Source organism: Rhodanobacter sp. T12-5, assembly GCF_008329435.1.
Taxonomy (GTDB): domain Bacteria; phylum Pseudomonadota; class Gammaproteobacteria; order Xanthomonadales; family Rhodanobacteraceae; genus Rhodanobacter.
The window spans coordinates 46,431-68,186 of sequence record NZ_NPKN01000001.1 but is presented as its reverse complement, the minus strand read 5'-3'; the positions used below and the strand labels follow the sequence as shown (position 1 = coordinate 68,186).

The following is a 21,756-nucleotide window of genomic DNA, read 5'->3' as shown; positions in this document are numbered from 1 at the left end:
GATATAGTGCAAGCGCGCATGACTCGCGATGCCCCATGGCGCGCTAAGCGCCAGCGGTCAGCCCGCCTGCATGCTGGGTGGGAAGCGGATATCGAGATCGTCCACGCGCAGTTTGCCGGAGATCAGGCGGGGGAGGAGCAGGTCGCGAGTCCGAACCAGAACCTCATTTTGAGCGCACAACTCGTGCGACAGGCTCAGCATCGGCAGTACTTGCTGGTGGAATTCACCAAGCAGATCGGAAGGCGGAATGAGCAAGGCAGCGTTTTCGAAATCGTCGAAGCTTGTTGCTGGATACGCGGCTCCCTTGGCTACTGCCGTCATCTGCTCCACGAATGAATCCATCGTGGTGGCGAACTTGATGAACGAAAACGGCACATCCGCGTGATGCGAGATAACCGCAAAACCAGTGGAAGCAATCAGATTTCCCGGTGGCTCAAAGACTAGGCAATATGCGCGATTGGCAGGGCGTACCGACGACCAGAGCATGTCGCCGTGCTTCACGCAGCGACGCGCCCGACCGGGCGCATCGCGAAATCGAACAGGCTCAGGTATCTGCATGGCGTTGGTCGTGACCGCACCGATATCCACGTAGCGAACAGCTTCCGGCTCGCGGCCCCTTTTCAAGGATCTCGCATTCACATCGGCCACATCCGACAATTTTCCCACCGCCCATCCAGATGGGATGCCCTTCTCGAACTTCGCCTGTTGGTAGCCGGGAAATCGGAAGCGGACGAACCATTCGCGGTAGAGCTGCTCGGCCATCCGCTCCAGCAAGGCAATCCGCCGCCGGTTGTTCTCGATTAGTTCGTCGTAGGCCGCAGCGACAGCGGCAATTTTTCTCTGCTCCGATAGAAACGGAATACGTAGTTCCGTGTGCTTCTTGAACGAGGTGTACTGAAACCTCGATACGCCGGTGTGCTGGATGTTGAAAACACCCATGTATCCAGCTGCGTAAAGCGTTTGCAGGAGATAGTAAATAAAGCGCGGCTCGAATCTTTCACGGTTAAGACGCAGGTGACGGCAGAAGCTTGCGCAAAGTACAGGTCGCTCGCGACCTTTCAGGAAGGAGCGACCAACGAAAGCGCTGCGCCCCGTTGATTGCTTGGCCGTTCCGCCGGCCATCTCGAAAACAATGTCGTCAGCCTGAAGTTGCTTTCGTTCGATCAAGCGATCCGGAATCCAGCGCAGCGGAAGCGAAACATCCCGATTCGTGAGGGATCCGAAGTCGGTGCCACGGATCAGGTCACATGCCTGCAATCCGATCGCCGGTGCCCCTTCACCCCACTCGCCATCCCGACTATCGACGAGCAGCTCTGCGAATGGAACTCGCTGCCACTCACTCATACCCGTTCCGCGAGCAGATTGGCGTTGTTGAAGATGACACGCTGAAGGTCATCTGCAGAGGCGGCGAGATCCGACAGCTCCCGAGTCATTGCTTGAAGCTCATCCAGAAACTCGTCCTCCGTTTTCCCGTCCTCCTCGATCACCACGCCCACATAGCGTCCCGGATTGAGCGAATAATCCTGCTCTTTCACTTCAGCCGGCGTAGCCAGCTTGCACAGCCCGGTGACATCTTCGTACGCGGCATTCGGAAAGCGCTCCTGCAACCAGCGCACATGGCCGAACCAGGCTTCGGCACGGCGCACTTCGGCATGCAGCGCGTCCAGTGCGGTCTTGAGCGCGCGGGTATCGCGGTCCACGCCGCCACGCTTGCCTTCGGCCTGGGCGGCGTCGGTGAGCTGCTTTTCGTGCTGGCGTACCTGCTTGTCGAGCCGCTTGAGGTCGGCATGCAGGGCGGCGAAGAACGGATCGCAGTGTTCGCGCAGTTTCTGCTGGGCCGTGTTGCTGGTTTCGGTGGGTGCGCTGGCATCGGCCTTGGCCAGATACTTGGCGTAACGCGCCTGCAGCGGTTTCAGCGCGGCCCATTCGGCCTGCATCTCGGCCACCGCCTGCTTACCTTCGGCATCGTCCAGCACGGCCTGCAACTGCTCGGCCAGCGGCGCGACATGGGTGTGGCTTTCGGCCAGCGCGGCAAAACCGGCGGCGAAGTAGTCGTCGATCGCCTCGATGAATTCGTGGCGGTCACCCAGATGCAACTGGCTGATCAGGGCCAGGTTGCGCACCTGCTCGGTGCTGAATTCGCGGTGTGCGCGATCGATCTGGGTGAACACGTTGCGCGCATCGATGAACAGGATGCGATCGTCGTCCTTGGCCTTGTCGAAGAACCACAGCGTGGCCGGCAGGGTGACGGTGTAGAACAGGTTGGACGGCAGGGTGAGCATGGCGTAGATCAGGTTGGCCTCGATCAGCGCCTTGCGGATGTCCGCCTCGGAATGGCGCGCGTCGCTGGCCGAGTTGGCCATCACCAGCGCGGCGCGGCCGTGTTCGTTGAGCGAGGTGGCGAACAGGTTGATCCACAGGTAGTTGGCGTTGGGTACGGTCTGCTTGCCCTCGTCGGCCTTTTTCACCTTGGTCTTGTTGCGCGGGATGCCGTAGCTGTTGAAGCGGCGATCGCCTTCGACGCTGCCCAGCGCGACGTCGTCGACGTTGAACGGCGGATTGGCCAAGACGTAGTCGAACGCGCCGAAGCTGTCGTGTGGGTCTTCGTAATAGGTGTTGGCCTGCTTGATCTCGCCGCGCAGGCCGTTGACCGCCAGGTTCATCTTGGCCAGCTTGACCGTTTCGAGCGTCTTCTCCTGCCCGTAGACATAGATGTCCGAGCCGCCATCGGCCTTGTCGCGCCGGTGCTGCTCGATGAAGTGCGCCGACTGCACGAACATGCCGCCGGAACCGCAGGCCGGGTCGTACACCGTGCCGCCATGCGGCTGGATGATGCCGACCATCAGCTGCACCACCGAGCGCGGGGTGAAGAACTCGCCGCCGCCCTGCCCCTCGGACATGGCGAACTCGCCGAGGAAGTATTCGTAGATCTGGCCGAACATGTCGCCGTCGGCGTCGGCCGGGATGTCGGCAAAGTTCTTCAGCAGCTGGCGCGGGATGCCGCGGTTCTGCTCGGAACGGGTCAGCCGGAAGTATTCGTCCTGCGGCAGCACGCCTGCCAGCTCGGGCTTGTACTGCTCGATCGCCTGCATCGCCAGCTTGATTGCGCGCGCGATGTCCTGGTCATCCGGCAGATTGAGCAGATAGTCATAGCGGGCGTGCTCGGGCAGATAGAAGCCGCACCGCTCGACCGCGATCGCCGCCAGTTCGCGCTCGGCACGCTTGCCCTTGTGCTTGCCGTGCTCGGCAAGGATGGCCGCCTCGTGCTTGCGGTAGTTGTTGTCGGCAAATTTCAGGAAGATCAGCCCGAGCACGGGCGTGGAGTACTCGCTGGCCTTGAGATCGGAGTTGGCGCGCAGGCTGTCGGCCGAACGCCACAGATCGGCTTCGAGTTTTTTCAGTTGGTCTTTGGTCATCGTTGCTTCTTTGCTGTGTGATCCACCTGGATGCTCTCGTCGCGGGCACGACCTCAAGACGATGCCATTCGTGGCGCGAAAATCATGCAGCGGAAGCTGCCGGCATCGTCCCATTCTCCGCGATCACGGAAGACCTGTCGCTCGTCGAGCGTCGAGTGTCTGCTGGTGCCTCGGTGGCTCGGTGGCGCGGTTGCTTGGCGCGCACTTACTCCGCTCGCCTCCCGACAAGGTCGCAGACAGTGTCCACTGATTCGAAGGCCTTCCGGCAAAGATAGTGCACGGAAAAATGGTGCGCCCGGCGGGATTCGAACCCACGACCCCTGCCTTCGGAGGGCAGTACTCTATCCAGCTGAGCTACGGGCGCATGTACGGCCGCGCGGTGGGTGGCACAGCCGGCACCGCGGGAGCGCAGTATAGCCGGGGCAGCGAGTCCTGTGGGAGCGGTTTCAGCCGCGATGCTCTCCGGTGACCGAAGGCATCGCGACTGAAGTCGCTCCTACAAGGCGCCTCAGCGGGCCTTGAGCAGCGTGGCCAGGGTGTCCGGCTTGCCGGTGTCGCGGACCAGGTGCGGGTACTTCAGGCCATCGTGGTAGTCGATGCGCACGGTCTTGTACTCGTCGAAGTTCTTCACCAGCAGTTCGACCGGCTGGGTCTTGTCCTTCGCCGCGGCGGTGACCGCGTCCTTGAGTGCATCGGCGTCGTAGTCGTGGCCGTTGACCGCGATCACCGTCATGCCGGGCGAGATGCCGGCCTTGAACGCCGGACCGTCCCACAGCACGTCGCCGATGGCGCCCGCCTTGCCGATGGAGAGGCCGAGCGAATAGGTGAGGTCGGCCGAATGCCGGCGTGCCTCGATCGCCTTCACCGCGTCGGACGGCTTGTCGTTGTAGACCAGCTTCCAGCCGTGCGACTCGATGCCGCCGATGAGCGGGCCATGGCCGTCGAGCCGCGTGCGCAGGTACTTCGCCCAGTCATACGGCGCGATGTCGTCGAGCGTCTTGACCACGTCTTCGAACGTGTAGGTGTTGACGTCCCACTTGGCGTTCTCCATGCCGAAGAACGACTTGCCGAAATCGTCGATGCTCTTCTTGCCGTGGCTGAGCTCGCGCAGCTTGCCGTCGACGTCGAGCCAGATCAGCTGGCCGGCCGAGTAGTAGTCCTCGCTGGCCTGGTAGTTGCGGTACGGCAACGGCGCGCGCTGCGCGATGACCGGGTCGTTGGTGGTGTCCTGCACGTTGCGGAAACTGGCCAGGCCGGGACGCCCCTTGTCGTAGGTGGCGGCCACGAAGGCCAGCATGTCGTGGGTCTGGTCGGTGTCCCACAGGCCCGACCGCGCGGCCATCACCTGGCCCCAGAACTGGGTCTGGCCTTCGTACACCCACAGCAGGGTGTCGCTCATCGGCACGTTGAAGTTCGGCGTGGCCAGGTCGGCGCCGCGACGGTACTTGCCGTCCCAGGAATGGTTGAACTCGTGCGAGAACAGGTCGCGGCCCAGCGCGTTCTTCTTCCACTCGGTGAAGAAGTCGGCCGAGGTGCCGTCCTCGCTGGAACGGTGATGCTCCAGGCCGTTGCCGCTCATCTTGTCGCTGAGCGAAACCAGGAAATCGTAGTGGTCGTAGTGGTGCGCGCCGTACATCTTGTACATCTGCTGCACGAGCTCGCGGAACGGCTTGACCTGCTCAGGCTTGATTTCCAGGTACTTCGCCGCGTCGGCGACGATGTCCATGTGTACCGGCGTCTTCGCGCCCGGGTCGAGATCGATGCGCTTGAAATACTTGCCGGCGTAGATCGGGGAATCGACCAGGTCGTCGTAATCGATCGGCTTGAAGTGGATCGTGTCGCCGTCCTTCGAGGCCACTTCCAGCGCCGTGCCGGCCTGCCAGCCGGCGGGCAGCCTCACGCTGGCTTCGGCCCGGATCCGGCTGGCGTAATGGCCGGCCGGATACAGCGTCACGGCATTCCACTGCAGGTTGAGCATCTCCGGGGTCATCACCACGCGGCCCTGGCTGCGATCCTGCGGCGAGAGGAACTGGAACGTCACGTCCACGCTGCTCGCGCCCTGCGGCACGTCGACGTGGAAGGCGTACACGTTGAGCGGGTCGCGCGTCCACGGCAGCACCTGACCATTGGCCTTGACCACCAGCCCGGCCATCTTGTCGATCGGGCCGGTCGGCGAGTGGTTGCCGGGAAGCCACTGCGGATACAGCAGGGTGAGCGGGCCGGCGGCCGCGACCGGCACGGTCTCGTGCACGCGGAAGATGCGGTGCGCGACGTCGGTGGCGTCGACGCTGATCTTCAAGGTGCCCTGATAAGGCACATCCTGCGGCGCCGGGACATCGGCAAGCACGGCGAAACTGGCCAACCCGAGGGCGGCAGCGGCGAGGGCGGTAGCAAGACGTGTGGCTTTCAAGGCGTTCTCCGTGTGGGAATGGGGAAGCTCGGCGACGCATGCCGAGCACGCCTGGAAACCACGGCGCGAACGGAAAAAGCCAGACGGGCTCCGGGAATCCGCGCCACCTGAAATGGTCGCAACAGGAATCCCGAGCGTCGATGCTAGAACGGCGACACCGGACTTACCCCCTGCCGAAGGTCACGGCCGTCATCATCGAAGGAGCCGATTCCTGCTGACCGATATGATCTGGCACCCATCTTGCTCGGTTCGTGCGGACACCCGCTCGTGTTCGACCCTCGGAATCCGTATGCCTGCATCGCTCGACAACCACCGGCGCGCCGACGAAACAGCCGCCCAGCGCGACGAATACCGCCGCTACCTGGCGTTCCGGATGGGGCCGATGATCCACGCACTGATGCTGGTGGCCGTGCTGTCCTACCTGGTGGCCATCGGTGCCAGCGTGCTGGTTCGCAGCTCGCCGCTGCCGCTGTGGTTGCGCCTGGCGCCGGCGTTGCCGCTGCTGCTGGTGGCGATGGCGACCGGCCGCGTGCGACAGCCGCGACTGCTCAGCCTGCTGACCCTGCTGTGCGTGCTGCTGCTCGAAATCGGCATCAACCTCGGCAGTGTCGGCCACCCGCAGCAGCCGTGGGTTCCGCCAGGTCTGCTGGTACCGCTGGCGACATCGGTACTCTGGATGGGCCGCTGGGATTTCATCGTCGCCATGACACTGTGCGCGGTGGGACCGCTGCCGGTTCTCCTGTTCGGCCCCAGCGATACCTCGCTGTTCGTGCAGTACACGGTCTACATGGCGATCGCAATCTCGCTGGCGACCGTGCTGCGCGCGTTCATGGCGCGCACGTTGTTCGAGCAGTTCCGGCTGGAGCGGCAGCTGCGCGAGCAGGCCAACACCGATGGCCTTACCGGCCTGCTGCAGCGCAACCGCTTTCTCGAACTGGCGCGGCTGGCGCTGCACGACATCCATCGCCGGCAGCAGCCGGCGTGCGTGCTGTATCTGGATGCCGACCACTTCAAGCCGCTCAACGACGACTACGGCCACGCCGCCGGCGACGCCGCGCTGGTCGCGCTGGCCGCGGCGATGCGCCGACAGTTGCGTCAGAGCGACCTGATCGGCCGCATCGGCGGCGAGGAATTCGCGGTGCTGCTGCCCGGCCTCGACCTGCGCCTGGGCGGTATCCGCGCCGAGAAACTGCGCCTGGCCACGCACGCGATCATGCGTCCTGACGGCCCGCTGACCGTCAGCATCGGCATCGCCGAATGCGGCCGCGCCGACGAAGCGATCGAAACCTTGTTGGCCCGTGCCGACCAGGCCATGCGTCGCGCCAAGGCCGAGGGCCGCGACCGCATCGTTGCGGCCTGACCACCGAGTCCGGCGGCGGTCAGGCCTGGTTCGACGATGCCAGCTTGCTGTGCCGGATGCCGTAGGCGAAATAGATCACGCAGCCGATCGCCATCCAGATGATGAAGCGCTCGTAGGTGATCCACGGCAGGCCATAGATCAGGACGGCGGAGAACACGATGCCCAGCGGCGCGGTGAACCACACCGCCGGCGTGCGGAAGTTGCGCTGCAGGTCGGGCCGGCGCACGCGCAACAACATGATCGAGCCGCAGATGATGATGAAGGCGCTGAGCGTGCCGATGTTGACCAGCTCGGCCACCTCGCCGATCGGCAGCAGGCCGGCGACCAGCGCGGTGAACAGGCCCAGGATGATGGTCGGTCGCGCCGGCGTGCCGAAGCGCGGGCTGACTTTCGCGAACCACGCCGGCAGCAGGCCGTCGCGCGCCAGCGCGAACCAGATCCGCGCCGCGCCCAGCATGAACGCGAACAGCACGCTGGTGACGCCGACCACCGCCGCCACCGCGATCGCGATGCTGACCCAGTGCAAGCCGATCGACTCGAACGCCTGCGACACCGACGCCTCGCCGTTGAGGTTGCTGTAAGGCGTGATGCCGGTCAGCACCAGCGACACCGCGACGTACAGCACCATCGCGATCGCCAGCGACAGCAGCACCGCGCGGGGCAGGTCGCGCTGCGGATGTTTCGATTCCTCCGCCGCGGTGGTCAGCGTGTCGTAACCGAACACCGCGAAGAACACCACGCTGGCCCCGGTCAGCACGCCCTGCCAGCCGAAGTGGCCGACGCCGGTGGCATCGACGATGCGCGCGGGGATGAACGGGTGCCAGTTCGCGGCGTCGATGTAGAACACGCCCACGCCGATCACCAGCAACACGCCGACCACCTTGATCGCCACGATCAGCGTGTTGAAGCGAGCGCCCCACTCCATGCGCACGGTCAGCAGCACCGCCACCGCCACCGAGACCGCCGCGGCGATCAGATTGAAACGATGGCCATCGCTGGGTCCGGCAATCGCCGCCGAACCGTGCATGCCGAAGATCTGCTGCAGGTAATACTGCATGGTCTGCGCGCTCATGCTCTGCTGCGCCCATTCCGGCAAATGCACGCCGGCGGAATTGAGCAGCACCTGCACATAGCCGGACCAGCCGATCGCCACCACCGCGACCACCAGCGCGTATTCCAGCAACAGGTCCCAGCCGATGATCCAGGCGACGAACTCGCCCAGCACCGCGTAGCCGTAGGTGTAGGCACTGCCGGTGACCGGAATCAGTCCGGCGAACTCGGCGTAGCACAGCGCGGCGCAGGCACTGCCCATGCCGGCGATGAGGAAACTGAGCGCCACCGCCGGGCCGGCGTTCGCTGCCGCCTGCTGGCCGGCCAGCACGAAGATGCCGACGCCGATGATGCCGCCGATGCCGATCGCGGTGAGTTGCCACAACCCCAGCACCCGGCGGAAATCGCCACGCGTGCCGACCTCCGCCTGCAACTGCTCGACTGTCTTGTGGCGCACCAGCTTGCTGAAGAAACTCATCGCATTACCCCTGAAAGCAAGCACCGATCATAACGAATATGACCGGTCATGCCTGCATGCCGGGGGTCATGGTGGCTGTGGCTCAGCCCGGTGCGGGCTTGCCCGGCAATGCGGACTCGCGCGAACGGACAGACAGCCAGCCCAGCGCCAGCGCGCTTGCGCCGAACAACGCAGCAATGGCCAAACCGGAATAGCCGTCCAGATGGTCGATGCCGAACCAGCGGCCGCTGGCCAGCGGCACCAGCGCGGTCGCCAACACGCGCAGCGCCTCCAGCCACGGCGCGCTGCGCCGCGCTTCCATCAGGGCACCGAGCACGCACAGGCTTGCCACCAGATACGCCGCGTATGCCAGCAACGTCGGCAAACCCGCCGTGCCGGCCATGCCCAGGAACTGCGTGGCCATGCCCAGCAGCAGCGCGAACTGCAGCAGTACGTAGAGCGTCATGCCGCGCGACAGTGGCGGGTTGAAGCGCTCGGTCGGCATCACGAAAGCCGGCTTCGGATAACGCGCCGCCACGTCCGCCGGCCGCCAGCCCGGCGGCTTGATCCACACCAGCAATTTGTCGCGCCAGCGCCGCGCATGCCAGGCGTCCACCGCCGTGCTCCAGTACACCTCGGCGTTCGCCCACAGCGGGTTCCAGCTGCGCAGCGGCGAACGCGTGCCATAGACCGGCCGGTCGCCGTCGTCCTCTTCGACGAAGGTGCCGAACAGGCGATCCCAAACGATCAGCACGCCGCCGTAATTGCGATCGAGATAGCGATCGTTCACCGCGTGATGCGCGCGATGGTTGGACGGCGAGCAGAACACCCGGTCGAACCAGCCAAGCCGGCCGATCTGTTCGGTATGCACCCAGAACTGGTACAGCAGGTCGATCAGCGCGACGATCACGAACACTTTCAGCGGCACGCCGAGCAGCGCCAGCGGCAGGTAGAACAGCCAGCCCAGCAGCACGCCGGTGCCGGTCTGGCGCAGCGCGGTGGACAGGTTGTAGTGCTCGCTCTGGTGGTGCACCACGTGCGCGGCCCACAGGATGTTCACCCGATGCCCGCCGCGATGCAGCCAGTAGTAGCAGAAGTCGTACAGCAGCAAGGCGCCGGCCCAGACCCACAGGCTGTCCGCCGGCAGCGTGAACAGCGCCAGGTGCTCGACGCACCACGCGTAGATGCCGATCGTCAGCAGCTTGCCGAACACGCCCACGATCTGCGAGATCACCCCCAGCCCGATGCTGTTGACCGCGTCGCTGCTGGCGTATGCCGGCCGTCCGCGCAGTTTCGCCACCAGCAACTCCAGTGCGATCAGCACGAAGAACACCGGCGTAGCCCAGGTGATGATGGTTTCCTGCATGTTCACTGCAACGCACCCGCCTCGACGATGCTGCCCTCGCGCGCCACCGAGCGCGCGATCCACCACAGCGACAGATAGTACGTCGCCAGCACCCACAGCGCGGCCAGCGGGATCGGCCCATCGAAGCGGTTCCACGCCAGCAGGCTGTCACTGAGCATGAACAGCAACGCGCCGACAGCCGCCCGCCTGGCACTGCGGGCCTGCGCATCGCCGCGTCGCGCGAACTGCCGCGCACGCACCAGCGCCTGCCCGGCCATGCTGGTCAGCACCAGCACGTAGACGATCACCGGCAGGCGCAGCGGCGCGGCAATCGACGGCCACAACAGATACAGATTGATCGCGCCGTATGCCAGGCAGGCCAGCAGCAGCGGCTGGCGTGCGCTGAAACGACTGTCGCCGAGCAGCGCGACGAGAAAGCACAGATGGCCGCCCAGAAAGGCAAGCAGGCCCGCCACGAACAAGTCCTGCGGCAACATCAGCAGGATGTCGCCCAGCAACGAGCAGGCGATGCCCGCCAGAACCCAACGGCGGTAGCGCAACGACAGCGGAGGGACGGAGCGCCATGCCAGCAGCAAGATCAGCGCGGTGGCCAGCGGTTTGCTGATCCAGTGCAGCCACTGCCAACCGGCACCGCCATCGCCGGCCAGCAGCGCGCCGACGATCGCGGCAAGCACCGCCACCGAGGTGAGCAGCGCCAACCAACGGGGTGATCTGGTGGCGGCGAAGTGTCTGGTGGTAACGATCATGCGTGAAGCCGTAACGGGAGCACATGATCATAGTGGCGGTTTGGGCGCGAACGGCTGATCGCGTTCGTCCGGCAGCCTCGACCGACGACCCGCGCTCGAAACAAATTCAGTGCTGAAGTGCGGGTTGCCATAGTCGTTAAAATGGCTTGCATAACTGTAACTCACAAGTTACAGTTATGCATGGCGACAATCCGTACCACTCCCACTTTCGACGGCTGGTTCGGCAAGCTCCGCGATCGCCAGACAAAAGCCCGGATTGCCGTGCGCATTGACCGCCTGGCCGATGGCAACCCGGGCCAGTACCGCGCTCTGACCGGCGGCATCAGTGAACTGAAGATCGACGTCGGCCCCGGATACCGGGTGTATTACACCGAGCGTGCCGGCCAGATCATCGTATTGCTGGTCGGTGGCGACAAAAGCAGCCAGGCCGCCGACCTAGCGAAGGCCAGGGACATGGCCAAGAACCTGGCATGAGGGCTTCGCCCTTGCACCATTCGCCCGAAACCGCAGTCGCGAAAGCCGAAGGCACCCAGCATGAACAAGATCATCACTCGACCATGGGACACCGCGGAGCACCTGAATACCAACGATGACATTGCCGCCTATCTCGATGCCGCTCTTGAAGAAGCCGGCGACGACCCCGCGTTCATTGCCAAGGCGCTTGGCACGGTTGCTCGTGCGCGTGGCATGACCCAGCTCGCGAAAGACACCGGCATGGCGCGCGAAGCGCTGTACCGGGCACTTTCCCCTGCTGGCAACCCGAACTTCGGCACGGTCCTGAAAGTCCTCAAGGCACTCGGCATTCAGCTGCATGCTGCGCCGGCCACCGCTGGTTAGTGGCTTGATATACGGATGTATGTCCCTACGACACGATCAGCCGATCTTGCAGCGATACTGTCAGCCATCCCATCTAAAAACCAAAAACTGCGGTCAAAGCGTGCTTTCCTTTACGGTGCGACTTCAAAAAAGTGCACTCTGACCCTGAGGTTTACCACCCATCGCAAAGCCACGCCCCGCGACGCAACTCTCGGGCGTATAGCTGTATGACGTTGCCCCGTCGCGTCGCTGTCGGAGCACAGACGGCCGCCGACATGGCGATACAAGATCTGACCTCAAATCCGCATCGTTCCAAGTCCACATCGCTCCAATCTGGTAGCGTTGCGCTTGGGTCAGCTGCTAATAGCTCATGGGCAACTCCACTTGCAGGTAGAGCCGTTCAGGTTACGGCATCTGGCTCCCACCAGCACTGCGTTGGCGTCGCACTTCACTTTTGAATCCGCCTCCCGTCAACTTGCAAGTGATATTGGAACCAATATGCGCAAGATTATTTTTCTTACTTTCGCAATCGCAGCTCAACCAGCGTTTGCTAATTCACTTACTTACGTTGATGCAAAGACGCTTGCCGATCGCGATGAAGCATCCGTGCCGAAGGCTCAGACTCAAGCCCTTCTCGACTCACAGGGCGCAGTAATCAGTCGTGTCATACCGGTATGCGCACATACGTCGAGACCCACAGTTATCCCATCGTTTGTTGTTGTCGTGAAACTTGATTCGTCCGGAAAAGTGGTCGCAACGTGGCGGAAGGGTGACTCCAACTTCGCTCTATGTTTCGAAAAAAAAGTGAGTGATCTTACGTTATTCGCCCCACCATATACACCTTTCTATACATCGTTTGAAATTAATATACGACCCAGTTCGGAAATGCAGAAAACGCCCTTGCTGCCTCATTTATGATCACGTCCTAGACTGGATATGTAAACGCTTGACTAACCACACGAGCCACGGGCAAAGCCTAGCCGCGTCACTTCCGTGTGCAGTTTGCGGCTTGCTTCTCCCCGGCAAACCCTGCGATGACGACACGACATCGCGACCTTGCCACGGCGGATGGCACGCTACCGTCTGGTGAGTCAACGGCGAACCATCACCGGTGCTTGGCGGTCGCGTAGCAAGCGCTTAGCGTCCGTCGGTGCGGGGAGCTTTCAGGGAATCATGCGGCTATGAAAACGCGACCACAAAATTCTCGTTGATAGTAAACATCAACCAAATTTATATACACAGAAAATTGCAGAAAATACAGCCAAACTTATCGATAACATCATCATTAATATCAAATTTCTCACTTGGTACCTATCAACACTTTTTAGTTCTTCTTTGTAAACGCTATCGACCGTGTATACAAAACCGAAATTAAGTCCAAAAACGAACGGCTTACCAAGCTTCTTATAGACTTCTGGATAACCATCTCTGAGTATTAAAACGAGTCGCCATCTTTTAACGACGCATAAAATAGGAAGGCAGCCTGATAAAATCCAAAGTATATAAAACATAATGTTCATTTCGTAGGTATGATCGATGACATGGTGACATGAGATACACCAAAATCAGCACCTTCGCCCATGCTCAAGCCGCCGGCAGCACCCAAGTCAAAAGTTCCTCTCGCGCCTCCGAGACGCACATTGCCATATGTCACTCCCCCTCCAATTACAATCCCACCACCTTCACTTACATAAAGTCCATTTAGGACACTTGGGTCAACATAGTTAAGACCATCATCCAGATCCACGGTGTAACCAATAAAACCGGCCTTGCCTCCAAAATCACTACCGAGTGAACCAATCGTTCCTTGTGCAAAACCAATCTTTCCATTTTCGCACTCTGAGATAGCTTGAAAACGACCCAAAGTAACACCACCGACAGGTGAATCAAATCCAGCTACAAAAATACCAACATGCCAAATTGTTGTTCCCGTAGGATCTGTATAGACAAGTGGATTCCCCCCGGCATAGGCATAGGTGTTGATGCCACCCCTTTGCCCGATCGGGTCACTCTCCACATATCGCCCCAGCCTCGACTGGTAGTCCCGATACCCATTGTTCCACGTCGCCGTCTCCGCATCGTAATACTGCCCCGGAAAACCCAGGTTAAGCGTCACGTTGGCCACCGTGACGTTCTGCGTGAACGCAAAGTTCTGTGCCTGCCACACGACCTGGCGGCTCGCATTCGTCATCACTTCCGGTCGGCCGGTCTGGTCGTCATGGATCGCGTACACCTGACCACCCGCCATCCGCCCGATCAACCGACCGTTGAGCCATACGTAGTCGATCCAGCTGCTATTCGGGTCCTCCGCCAGCAGGCTGCCGCCTCGGTCCGGCGCGAAGTACGTCGTCCCCGCGCTGCCCGTCTTGCGCAGGCGCTGGCCTTCCGGGTTGACGTAATAGGCCATGCCCGCCGCGCTGTCCATGCGGTTGAACGCGTCGTAGTGGTAGGTCGAGGCACCGTTGACCGTCGTCGTGTTGCCCTGCGCGTCATAGCCATACTGGCTTGAGCCCGAACTGAGCAACCGGTTGCTGGTGGCACTGACGGTGTCGATCGTGCCCGTCTGGGCGAGGCGGTTGCCGTTGGCGTCGTATTGAAAGCTCTCGTTGTCCGCACTGGAGTACACCGACAGCAGCCGCGATTGATCGCCGTAGCCGAAGTCCTGGGTCAGGTTGATATCGAGGCCGTTGCTGATCTGGATGATGCGGTCGGCGCTGTCATAGCTGAACCCCAGGCTCTGCACGCCCGGCACGCTGATGCCCGTCAGGCGGCCGTCCGTGTCGTAACTCAGGGTGTTGACCAGGCCGTTGCCGGACGTCCACGTCGCCATCGCCAGGTCGCCCGGGCGATAGGCGATGGCCGTGGCACCATTGACCACGCTGCCGCCGATCTTCAGCGAGACACCCGACACCACGCCCTCGGCATAGGTGTAGTTGGCCTGGTTGCCATCCGGGTAGGTCACCGTGGCGACGTGACCCATCGCGTCATAGGCATAGCCAAGGGCGTAGGTGGTGCCGCTCATCGCAAAGCCGCGCCCCGCGACCCGCCCCTCCGGCGTATAGCTGTATGACGTTGCCCCCATCGCGTCGCTGTCGGTGCACAGGCGGCCGACGCCGTTCGTGCAGCTGTCGTAGGTGAAACTCTGCGTCTGGCCACCGGCACTGACGCTGATCGGGCGATTGAGCGTGTCGTAGGCATACGACGTATGCATGCCCCCCGCGCGGGTCATGCCCGAGCGCCGGCCGTAACTGTCGTAGGTAAAGCTCGTGGTACCGGTGTCAGGGCTGACCTGCTGCCACAACTGGCCCAGGCCGTCATGGGCGTAGCTCGTGACCAGATTTCGCGGGTCGGTCACGCTCGCCACATACCCGCCCTTGTCATAGGTGTACTGGGTAACGGTGGGGCTACCTGCGCAGGCGGTGCGACCAGCCAGCGAGAGCGCCGCCAGCACCAGCGCCGGGAGCAGCTTGATCCTTGTATGCGTATTCTTTCGGCTTTCCATACCCATGCTCCTCAGTGAATCGGCCCAGGGGGATCAGTTGCCGTTGTATTTGCTGCGCTCCTGTAAGCGGAACACCCCGAGGCGTTACATGCCCGTACGGCATAACGCAATATCTCCGTTGATCCCGGCGCCTGCATCGTGGCGCTGGTCGCGGAGGTGGTCGCAACAATGGACGAGCCCCCGGTGTCCAGATTGGATCTCAGCACGTTGTATGCGGTAGCAGTCGTCACCGCGGGCCAGCTGACGTAATACTGCACTCCATGGACATAGGACGGTGCTGTCACCGAGCTTGGTTCGACCGGCGGCAACGCCACCACGACCGTGCCGACACCGCTCCATGGTCCACAGCCGCTGGCGTTGCAAGCCTGAACCTTATAGCCATAGCTGCCGCTAGGTTTGCTGCTTGCCGCCCAACTGCGAGTTGCGCCAGTTTGTGCCACCGTCCAGGCACCCCCATTCGTCTGTTGTTGAAGGGTGTAGCTACTGGCACTGCTTACCGCCGTCCAGCTTGCGGTGTAGCGTCCGGTCGTACTGCTGCCAGGCACACTCAAGCTGGGGGCGCTACTCGGTGGAAGCGCCACTGTCGTCACACTGGTGTTGCTCCACGGCCCACAGCCGCCGGCGTTGCAGGCTTGAGATCTGTAGCCGTAGCTACCGTTGGTTTTGCCGCTCGCGATCCAGCTTGTTGCTGCCGATGTCTGTATCGTCGCCCAGCTACCGCCATTTGTCTGCTGCTGCAAAACATAGTTGCTGGCATGGCTCACTGCGGTCCAGCTAACGGTGTAACTGCCCGTGATGTTGCTGCTGGGGGCACTCAAAACCGGGGCATTCGCAGGTGGCAGCAATACTGTCGTGGTACTGATGGCACTCCAAGGCCCGCAACCGGTGACATTGCACGCACGGACCTTGTAACCGTAGCTGCCATCGACTTCACCGGTAGCCGCCCAGCTTGTAGCGGCAGCTTGCTGCACGGTTGTCCAACTGCCCCCAGCAATCTGCTGTTGCAGCACATAGCTGGTGGCACCACTCACGCCGGACCAACTCACCGCATAGGTTCCGGTATTGCTGTTACCGGGAGCGCCAAGTGTTGGCGTGCTGTCTACTATGGGTAAACTGGCACCACCGCTTTCGACGGCTTTCGTCAACTGGTCGAGCGCATTGAATTGATAATTGACCGCATGGCCGGCGGCATCCACGGTAGAAACTACGTTGCCGTTGCCGTCGTAACCGTAGGTGACCGTTTGACCGTGCATGCCTTGCTTCTGGTACAAGCGTCCCAAAGCGTCGTACAACATCGTTTCCGACAGGCTGATATCGCTGCCCCGTTTCACGACGTGGCTGGTGACGTCGCCGTTGGCGTCATAGCCGAATGACTCGGTCGAGGTTCCATCCTTGTCGTTATGGGTAATCGAGGTGACTTGCATCACCGCATTACGGTTCCAGGTGGTCACTTCACCGTCTGGCGCGGTCAGGGTCCGAAGCAGATCAAAGCCATCATAGGCGTAATGCCAAGTGGCAGCAGCACCATCGGGGTAGGCGGTTCTGGTCACTATCCGGCCACGCGCATCGTAGGTGTAATCGGTGACATTCCCGTTCGGGCCAACGATATGCCCCGACTCGCCCAGTCCGTTGTAGCTACCGTAAGTAGTCGTTTGGCCCAGCCCGTTGACCGTCGAGGTCAGGTTGCCGAGTGCGTCGTAAGTGAAAACATCGGCATTGCTGTTGCCCGGCGAAGGGTGCGTCACCTTCAACGTGTGCACCATGCCGTTGGCATACAGCGTGTATTGATACGACGTGGTCAATGTCTGGTTCGCGGTGCCGTTGCCGGACAGATTGCTCACAGCCACTGAGGCCACGCGATTCTGCGCGTTATAGGTATAAACCGTTTTTGACCATCCCTCGACCGTGACGCTCAGGGGGCGGTTGAGTTGGGCATCGGGATCCCAGACATAGTCGGTAGTGCGCGCTTGCGAGGTGCCATAGGCTTCGGTCTCAGTCTGCAACTGACCGTTCGCGGCATAGGTATAGGTATGGATGTTACCGTTATTGTCAGTCGTTTTTGCGAGGTTGCCATTGCTGTCGTAAACGCGCGCATTGACTGTCGAACCGCAATCGGACACAGCATCTTCGCTACGCGAACTGAGCAGGCCATTGAAGCCGCCGTAAACATTGGTCGACACATGTCCAAGTGGATTCGTGATTGTCGCCGTTTCGGATCCACCGGTGTCCACACCGTAGACGATGGAGGTCAACTGCGTACCATCAGCCATGCGGTTGCTGCTCACCCGCCCGTTTAGATAAGTCGTCAGCTCATACGGCACCCCGTTGACATCGACTTCGGTCAAGCCTCCCAGACCATACTGATAGGAGACCACCGTCGCGGGCGCGCCCGGCAATGTCGCAGAGGTCATCTCGTTATATGGAGTCGATAAATAGACATAGACGTTTCCCGCGGGATCAGTTACCGTTTTCTTGTACTGCGTAATGGTGCCATTGTTGGTCAAAGCCTGGTGTTGAACAGTAACGGTCTGTCCATTGGTGTGGGTAACCGTCAGGGTGTAATCGATGGCGTAAGCCGAACGGCTGAATGTCCAGCCCACACCAGAGTTATCCTTGATGGATTGGATGAACCCGTAACCGTCATCGTATACCTGCGTGGTTGCATCTTCATCATGGATCGTATAAGTATCATCGGCATTATGCGTAAGGGTAGCCAGACCGTCGCCACCGTCTTCTGGGTAATCACCCAAATGCCCATTGGGAGGTCCATCGAAGCTGATGGTGGAACCATCAGGTCGATGCAACGTTATGCGCCTGCATCCGTCATTTCCTCCACATGACAGATCAAGATAATAGTTGAAATTATCATTCCACGTTGGACTGTTGGCCGAGGTATAGTAGCGCTCGTACTTCAGGCCCATTTCGCCAGGCATGGCAAAATCCGTGTAGGTCTCCACTTTTGATCCGCTACTTATTTCAACCGGATGACTTACAATATCTCCACAACCGTTTTGTTCTCCTGCTCGTTCGTGGTTGTTTTGCTTGAATTATTCGGCGAATAACCCGACATGCGACCCGTTACGTGGACGGTGTTTAATGTAACGATCGAAGAATTATCCGTAGGTGGGAGTGGCAGTTGACCAGTGACAGTCGTACCAGGAAGAGTTACGGGCGGAAGCGGTTGATACGGCAGGACACGTCCGGGGACCATGGTGCCCCAACTCGTTGTATTCCAAGCCAACAGAACCAATGATGCCACCGCTGCAGCAAGGGGATATTTAATTGACGACATTCAAGGTTCCTTCCTCGGGATTTCTTTTTTCAAAAAAAGATCGGAAATGAAGCCAAACAGCGATCATTCCGCGCAGTGGCGAAACCTTCAAAATCAGGATATCGATAAATCGTGGAATCTATTTAAGAAGCATCAGAGTTAGGAAAAACCAAAGATGCGTCCGATTACAATGAGATAAGCGATCACGCTCTCAATCCCCCAACCTCACGTAACGTCCATCTGCACCGACGGTCTGATGTTCAGCCTTCCGAAACATCCTTGCTTTGTCGTTAATCCCCCTGTTACCGGTAAAATCGCTGATCTGTGCTACATCGGTTCAGCTCAATGGCGATTATTCTTGCTCCAGTGAATATCGGCCTGTCAAGCGCGTAGATTTTTACGTAACGTAATTATTTGCGCTTGTATGAGACAGGCTATTCGATATGTACGGAAATCCGCAGCAACAGCGTGCGCTCGTTGCAAGGTCCATGCATCAACATCCACCACGCTCGTCCACCGCCTTGCGCCCGATCGCCGGCGCATCGGTGAAGAACGCATCGATGCCGGCATCGAGTGCGGTGCGAATCTCGGTGATCGAACCGGCTTCATTGAAGGTGGCCGGGTCGTCGCCCTGCCACAGTGATGGCGGCAGGAAGTGGTTTTCGGGACGGAAAGTGTAGGTATGCACTTCCAGTCCAGCCGCATGGGCATCGCGCACCAGCGGAGTCGGTGCGGCGAAGCGGCCGGTGGCATCCAGCGGCAGGATCGCGCGGACGTGCGGGCCGATCGCGTCGGCGTAGCCGGCGATGTCGCGCAGGCCCGGCGGGGTCGTCATTCGGGCGTAGTAAAGGGTGTCGCCGGCGGCGCGGCGGTCCCAGGGTTGTTCGTGCGGATCGCCGAGCAATTGCAGCAGCCGGATGTTGGGGTGGCGGTCGCCGAGCCGGCGGCGCAGATAGCGCAGGTTGCCGACCTCGAACGACTGGATCACCACCGACGCCGTGCGCGTCCAGGCATGCTCGGCCAGCGTAGCCAGCACGCGGTCTTCCATCGCCAGTCCGAGCCCGGCGAAATAGCTGCCGTGCTTGATCTCCGGGATGATGCCGAGCGGACGCGCGCGGCCGGCCGACGCGCTTGCTGCCAGCTCGATGATTTCCTCCAGCGTGGCGATCTCGAACTGACCGTCGTACTGCGTGCTGCGCCATTGCGGCAGCCGCTCGCGGGCACGCAGGGTTTTCAGTTCGGCCAGCGTGAAGTCCTCGCTGAACCAGCCGCTGACGGTTTCTCCGTCGACCTGCCTGGATGTCCGCCGCGCGGCGAATTCCGGATGATCGGCGACGTCGGTGGTGCTGCCGATCTCGTTCTCGTGGCGCGCCAGCAGCACGCCGTCGCGGCTCATCACCAGGTCCGGCTCGATGAAATCCGCGCCGTCGGCGATCGCCTGTGCATACGCGGCCAGCGTGTGTTCCGGACGCAGCGCGCTGGCGCCGCGATGGGCGATCACCTGCACCGTGCGGACGATCGGCGCCCCGGTGGCGGAAGTGGGCATCGGCACTTGCGGTGCTCCGCTACGGCTCACTGGTAGACATGCAATCGCCCGATCGTCCACGCGTGGTAGGACGCCAGCAGTCCCGGCACGGCGCAATCGTCGTACAGGCCATTGCAGCGGGTGCGCAAGCCGGTGGCGGCGGAGAAGTAGGAATCCTCCGGCAGTCCGGCCGCCTGCAGCACCATGCTGGGCAGGAACGCGATGTCGAGCACGGGATAGTTCGGTAGCGGCTTGCCGACGAAGTTGCTTTTAAGCATGTAGTAGGTGAGGTAGTCGCGCTCAGGTCGCAGGACCGCCGGCAGCGTGCGCGCCAGGTCGCGGATGCGCCCGCTGAAGGACGGTTGGTGATCACCGAAATGCATCAGCACGGTCGGCTGCGGACGATCGAGGAACAGGTGTTCCAGCCCGCGCATGGCGCTGTCGGAGTCGTGCAGGCGCGCCAGGTAGGTATCGAAATTCAGCGCCGCGTCTGCGGACAGGCCGCGCAGCAGGTTGCGGTACGACGGCGGCAGCGTCGACATCGGCTCGTCGTCGTGCGGCCCGTGCTGGTGCAGGGTCAGGATCATCACGAACACCGGCTGGCCCGGCTTCTTCAGCTTGTCGTAGATGCGCCTGGCGGCGGCGAACATCTGCGCGTCGCTCTCTTCCCACTCCTCCAGGCCCAACTCGCTGGCGCCGTAGAGGTGATCGAATCCGTATGCGCGGTAGGCGTTGTCGCCGTTGATGAAGCTTGCTTCGGTCGGGTAGATGCCGATGGTCAGATAACCGAGCCGGCGCAACTGCAGCGCCAGCGCATCATGCACGTTCGGCGCCAGCACGTACGGCGCGTACATGCCGCCGGGACCGAAGATGTCCTGCGGCATGCCGGTCAGCGCGGCGAACTCGCTGACCCAGGTGCCGCCGCCGAAGGTGTGCACGCGCAAGATCCCGTGGGCACGGGTGCGCGCGTCGGCCCGGAACATCGCCGCACGGCACTGCGGCACGTTGCAGGCATCGTAGAAGGACGGGTCGAAGGTACTTTCCTCCAGCACCTGCACGATGTCCGGATACGGCGCATGTTCGATGGCCGGGGTACCCCGCGCGGTCGCGCCCCATTGCTGCTCGGCGATGGCGTCGCTGCTCATCGGCGGCAGATGCACGTCGGCATCGCGCAGGTTGACGAAGAAGTTCGTCAGCTGGGCGTCATCGGACAATTTCTCCCAGACGTTGCGCGAGTGCACCTGCGCGAACGGCCCGGTGGGCAACATGCAGACCCAGAACGCCAGCGCGCCCAACACGATTCCGCCGACGCGCAACGCCGCCGCAGGACGTGTCCCGCGCCGGGCCGGCAGCCGCCAGTCCCAGCGCCAGACCAGATACAGCAGCGGCGGCAGCAACAGGCACAGGCCGACACCCAGCGCGTACAGATGCGGGTAATGGCGCAGCGTATCGAGCAGGCTGGTGCTGGCGTAGTAGATGAAATCCGATGGCATCAGCTGCGCGTCCAGGTAACGCAACTTCAGCACCGAAACGAACTTCAACAGGACGAACAGACCGCCGCTGACCACCAGCGCCGTGGCCAGCCGCGCAAACGCGAACAGCAGCACGACGAAGGTGCACAGCATCAGGCCCAGGATGAAGCCCCGTTGCATCGCCAGCGGCTCGCGCAGCGCGGTGAGCGCCACGCAGCCGGCAAAGAAAGCCAGTGCGCACAGCGACACCACACGGGTGCGTGCAAGTAGCCAGATTCGATACATCGGTGGAAAGTCCCCCTGTAGGACCCTGCTGTCGTCGCCGGACGCCATCTTACGTCGTCGCCGTGCGCACCGGCGGCATG

The 21,756-nt window shown here is 61.7% G+C and carries 14 protein-coding genes and 1 tRNA gene; 4 read left to right on the top strand and 11 right to left on the bottom strand.

What is annotated here, in order from left to right; genetic code table 11:
- Positions 1–57: 57 nt before the first annotated feature.
- From CIW53_RS00330 to CIW53_RS00315, 4 genes are all read right to left on the bottom strand, one after another.
- Complete coding sequence (locus tag CIW53_RS00330; protein WP_149362717.1) at positions 58–1,344, bottom strand: restriction endonuclease subunit S; 1,287 nt, start codon at positions 1,342–1,344, stop codon at positions 58–60.
- The gene (locus tag CIW53_RS00325) at positions 1,341–3,416 is read right to left on the bottom strand and encodes a class I SAM-dependent DNA methyltransferase (RefSeq protein WP_149362716.1); all 2,076 of its coding nucleotides are present in this window, start codon (positions 3,414–3,416) and stop codon (positions 1,341–1,343) included. Before CIW53_RS00325 ends, CIW53_RS00330 begins: the two co-directional genes overlap by 4 nt.
- 287 nt (positions 3,417–3,703) lie before the next feature.
- A tRNA-Arg gene (locus CIW53_RS00320) sits at positions 3,704–3,780 on the bottom strand.
- Between the two features lie 144 nt (positions 3,781–3,924).
- Positions 3,925–5,826, bottom strand: a complete 1,902-nt coding sequence (locus CIW53_RS00315) for a M61 family metallopeptidase (RefSeq protein ID WP_149362715.1) — start codon at positions 5,824–5,826, stop codon at positions 3,925–3,927.
- 289 nt (positions 5,827–6,115) lie between these two features.
- On the opposite strand from CIW53_RS00315, the gene CIW53_RS00310 reads away from it, so the two are divergent.
- The gene (locus tag CIW53_RS00310; RefSeq protein ID WP_149362714.1) at positions 6,116–7,186 is read left to right on the top strand and encodes a GGDEF domain-containing protein; all 1,071 of its coding nucleotides are present in this window, start codon (positions 6,116–6,118) and stop codon (positions 7,184–7,186) included.
- 19 nt (positions 7,187–7,205) lie between these two features.
- Here the strand turns inward: CIW53_RS00310 and CIW53_RS00305 are convergent, their stop codons facing one another.
- The 3 genes from CIW53_RS00305 to CIW53_RS00295 form a co-directional block, all read right to left on the bottom strand.
- Complete coding sequence (locus CIW53_RS00305; protein WP_149362713.1) at positions 7,206–8,714, bottom strand: amino acid permease; 1,509 nt, start codon at positions 8,712–8,714, stop codon at positions 7,206–7,208.
- 82 nt (positions 8,715–8,796) lie between these two features.
- Entirely contained in the window at positions 8,797–10,065 is a 1,269-nt protein-coding gene (locus tag CIW53_RS00300) for a sterol desaturase family protein (RefSeq protein ID WP_149362712.1), read from the bottom strand.
- Positions 10,062–10,805, bottom strand: coding sequence for a lysoplasmalogenase (locus CIW53_RS00295; RefSeq protein ID WP_149362711.1), 744 nt, complete (start codon positions 10,803–10,805; stop codon positions 10,062–10,064). The genes CIW53_RS00300 and CIW53_RS00295 overlap by 4 nt, the downstream gene beginning before the upstream one ends.
- Before the next feature lie 141 nt (positions 10,806–10,946).
- On the opposite strand from CIW53_RS00295, the gene CIW53_RS00290 reads away from it, so the two are divergent.
- The 3 genes from CIW53_RS00290 (at position 10,947) to CIW53_RS17810 (ending at position 12,539) form a co-directional block, all read left to right on the top strand.
- Positions 10,947–11,279, top strand: coding sequence for a type II toxin-antitoxin system RelE/ParE family toxin (locus CIW53_RS00290; protein WP_343191902.1), 333 nt, complete (start codon positions 10,947–10,949; stop codon positions 11,277–11,279).
- 60 nt (positions 11,280–11,339) lie between these two features.
- Positions 11,340–11,642, top strand: coding sequence for an addiction module antidote protein (locus CIW53_RS00285; protein WP_149362709.1), 303 nt, complete (start codon positions 11,340–11,342; stop codon positions 11,640–11,642).
- A 477-nt stretch (positions 11,643–12,119) separates the two neighbouring features.
- A complete protein-coding gene (locus CIW53_RS17810; RefSeq protein ID WP_149362708.1) occupies positions 12,120–12,539 on the top strand; it encodes a hypothetical protein in 420 nt (139 codons plus the stop codon).
- A 598-nt stretch (positions 12,540–13,137) separates the two neighbouring features.
- Here the strand turns inward: CIW53_RS17810 and CIW53_RS00275 are convergent.
- The 4 genes from CIW53_RS00275 to CIW53_RS00260 form a co-directional block, all read right to left on the bottom strand.
- Positions 13,138–15,123, bottom strand: coding sequence for an RHS repeat protein (locus CIW53_RS00275; RefSeq protein WP_172969547.1), 1,986 nt, complete (start codon positions 15,121–15,123; stop codon positions 13,138–13,140).
- Between the two features lie 11 nt (positions 15,124–15,134).
- Positions 15,135–18,098, bottom strand: coding sequence for a DUF6531 domain-containing protein (locus CIW53_RS00270; protein WP_277949620.1), 2,964 nt, complete (start codon positions 18,096–18,098; stop codon positions 15,135–15,137).
- A gap of 789 nt (positions 18,099–18,887) precedes the next feature.
- Positions 18,888–19,940 carry a glycerophosphodiester phosphodiesterase gene (locus CIW53_RS00265; RefSeq protein ID WP_149362705.1) on the bottom strand — a complete coding sequence of 351 codons (1,053 nt, stop codon included), beginning with the start codon at positions 19,938–19,940 and terminating at the stop codon, positions 18,888–18,890.
- 26 nt (positions 19,941–19,966) lie between these two features.
- The gene (locus CIW53_RS00260) at positions 19,967–21,676 is read right to left on the bottom strand and encodes a sulfatase-like hydrolase/transferase (protein ID WP_242451723.1); all 1,710 of its coding nucleotides are present in this window, start codon (positions 21,674–21,676) and stop codon (positions 19,967–19,969) included.
- Between the last annotated feature and the right edge of the window lie 80 nt (positions 21,677–21,756).

Bases quoted from the DNA above. Each gene is read 5' to 3' on its own strand.
- CIW53_RS00330 (WP_149362717.1), bottom strand. From the start codon at position 1,344: ATGAGTGAGTGGCAGCGAGTTCCATTCGCAGAGCTGCTCGTCGATAGT.
- CIW53_RS00325 (WP_149362716.1), bottom strand. From the start codon at position 3,416: ATGACCAAAGACCAACTGAAAAAACTCGAAGCCGATCTGTGGCGTTCG.
- CIW53_RS00310 (WP_149362714.1), top strand. From the start codon at position 6,116: ATGCCTGCATCGCTCGACAACCACCGGCGCGCCGACGAAACAGCCGCC.
- CIW53_RS00305 (WP_149362713.1), bottom strand. From the start codon at position 8,714: ATGAGTTTCTTCAGCAAGCTGGTGCGCCACAAGACAGTCGAGCAGTTG.
- CIW53_RS00295 (WP_149362711.1), bottom strand. From the start codon at position 10,805: ATGATCGTTACCACCAGACACTTCGCCGCCACCAGATCACCCCGTTGG.
- CIW53_RS00290 (WP_343191902.1), top strand. From the start codon at position 10,947: ATGGCTTGCATAACTGTAACTCACAAGTTACAGTTATGCATGGCGACA.
- CIW53_RS00285 (WP_149362709.1), top strand. From the start codon at position 11,340: ATGAACAAGATCATCACTCGACCATGGGACACCGCGGAGCACCTGAAT.
- CIW53_RS17810 (WP_149362708.1), top strand. From the start codon at position 12,120: ATGCGCAAGATTATTTTTCTTACTTTCGCAATCGCAGCTCAACCAGCG.
- CIW53_RS00275 (WP_172969547.1), bottom strand. From the start codon at position 15,123: ATGGAAAGCCGAAAGAATACGCATACAAGGATCAAGCTGCTCCCGGCG.
- CIW53_RS00265 (WP_149362705.1), bottom strand. From the start codon at position 19,940: ATGCCCACTTCCGCCACCGGGGCGCCGATCGTCCGCACGGTGCAGGTG.
- CIW53_RS00260 (WP_242451723.1), bottom strand. From the start codon at position 21,676: ATGTATCGAATCTGGCTACTTGCACGCACCCGTGTGGTGTCGCTGTGC.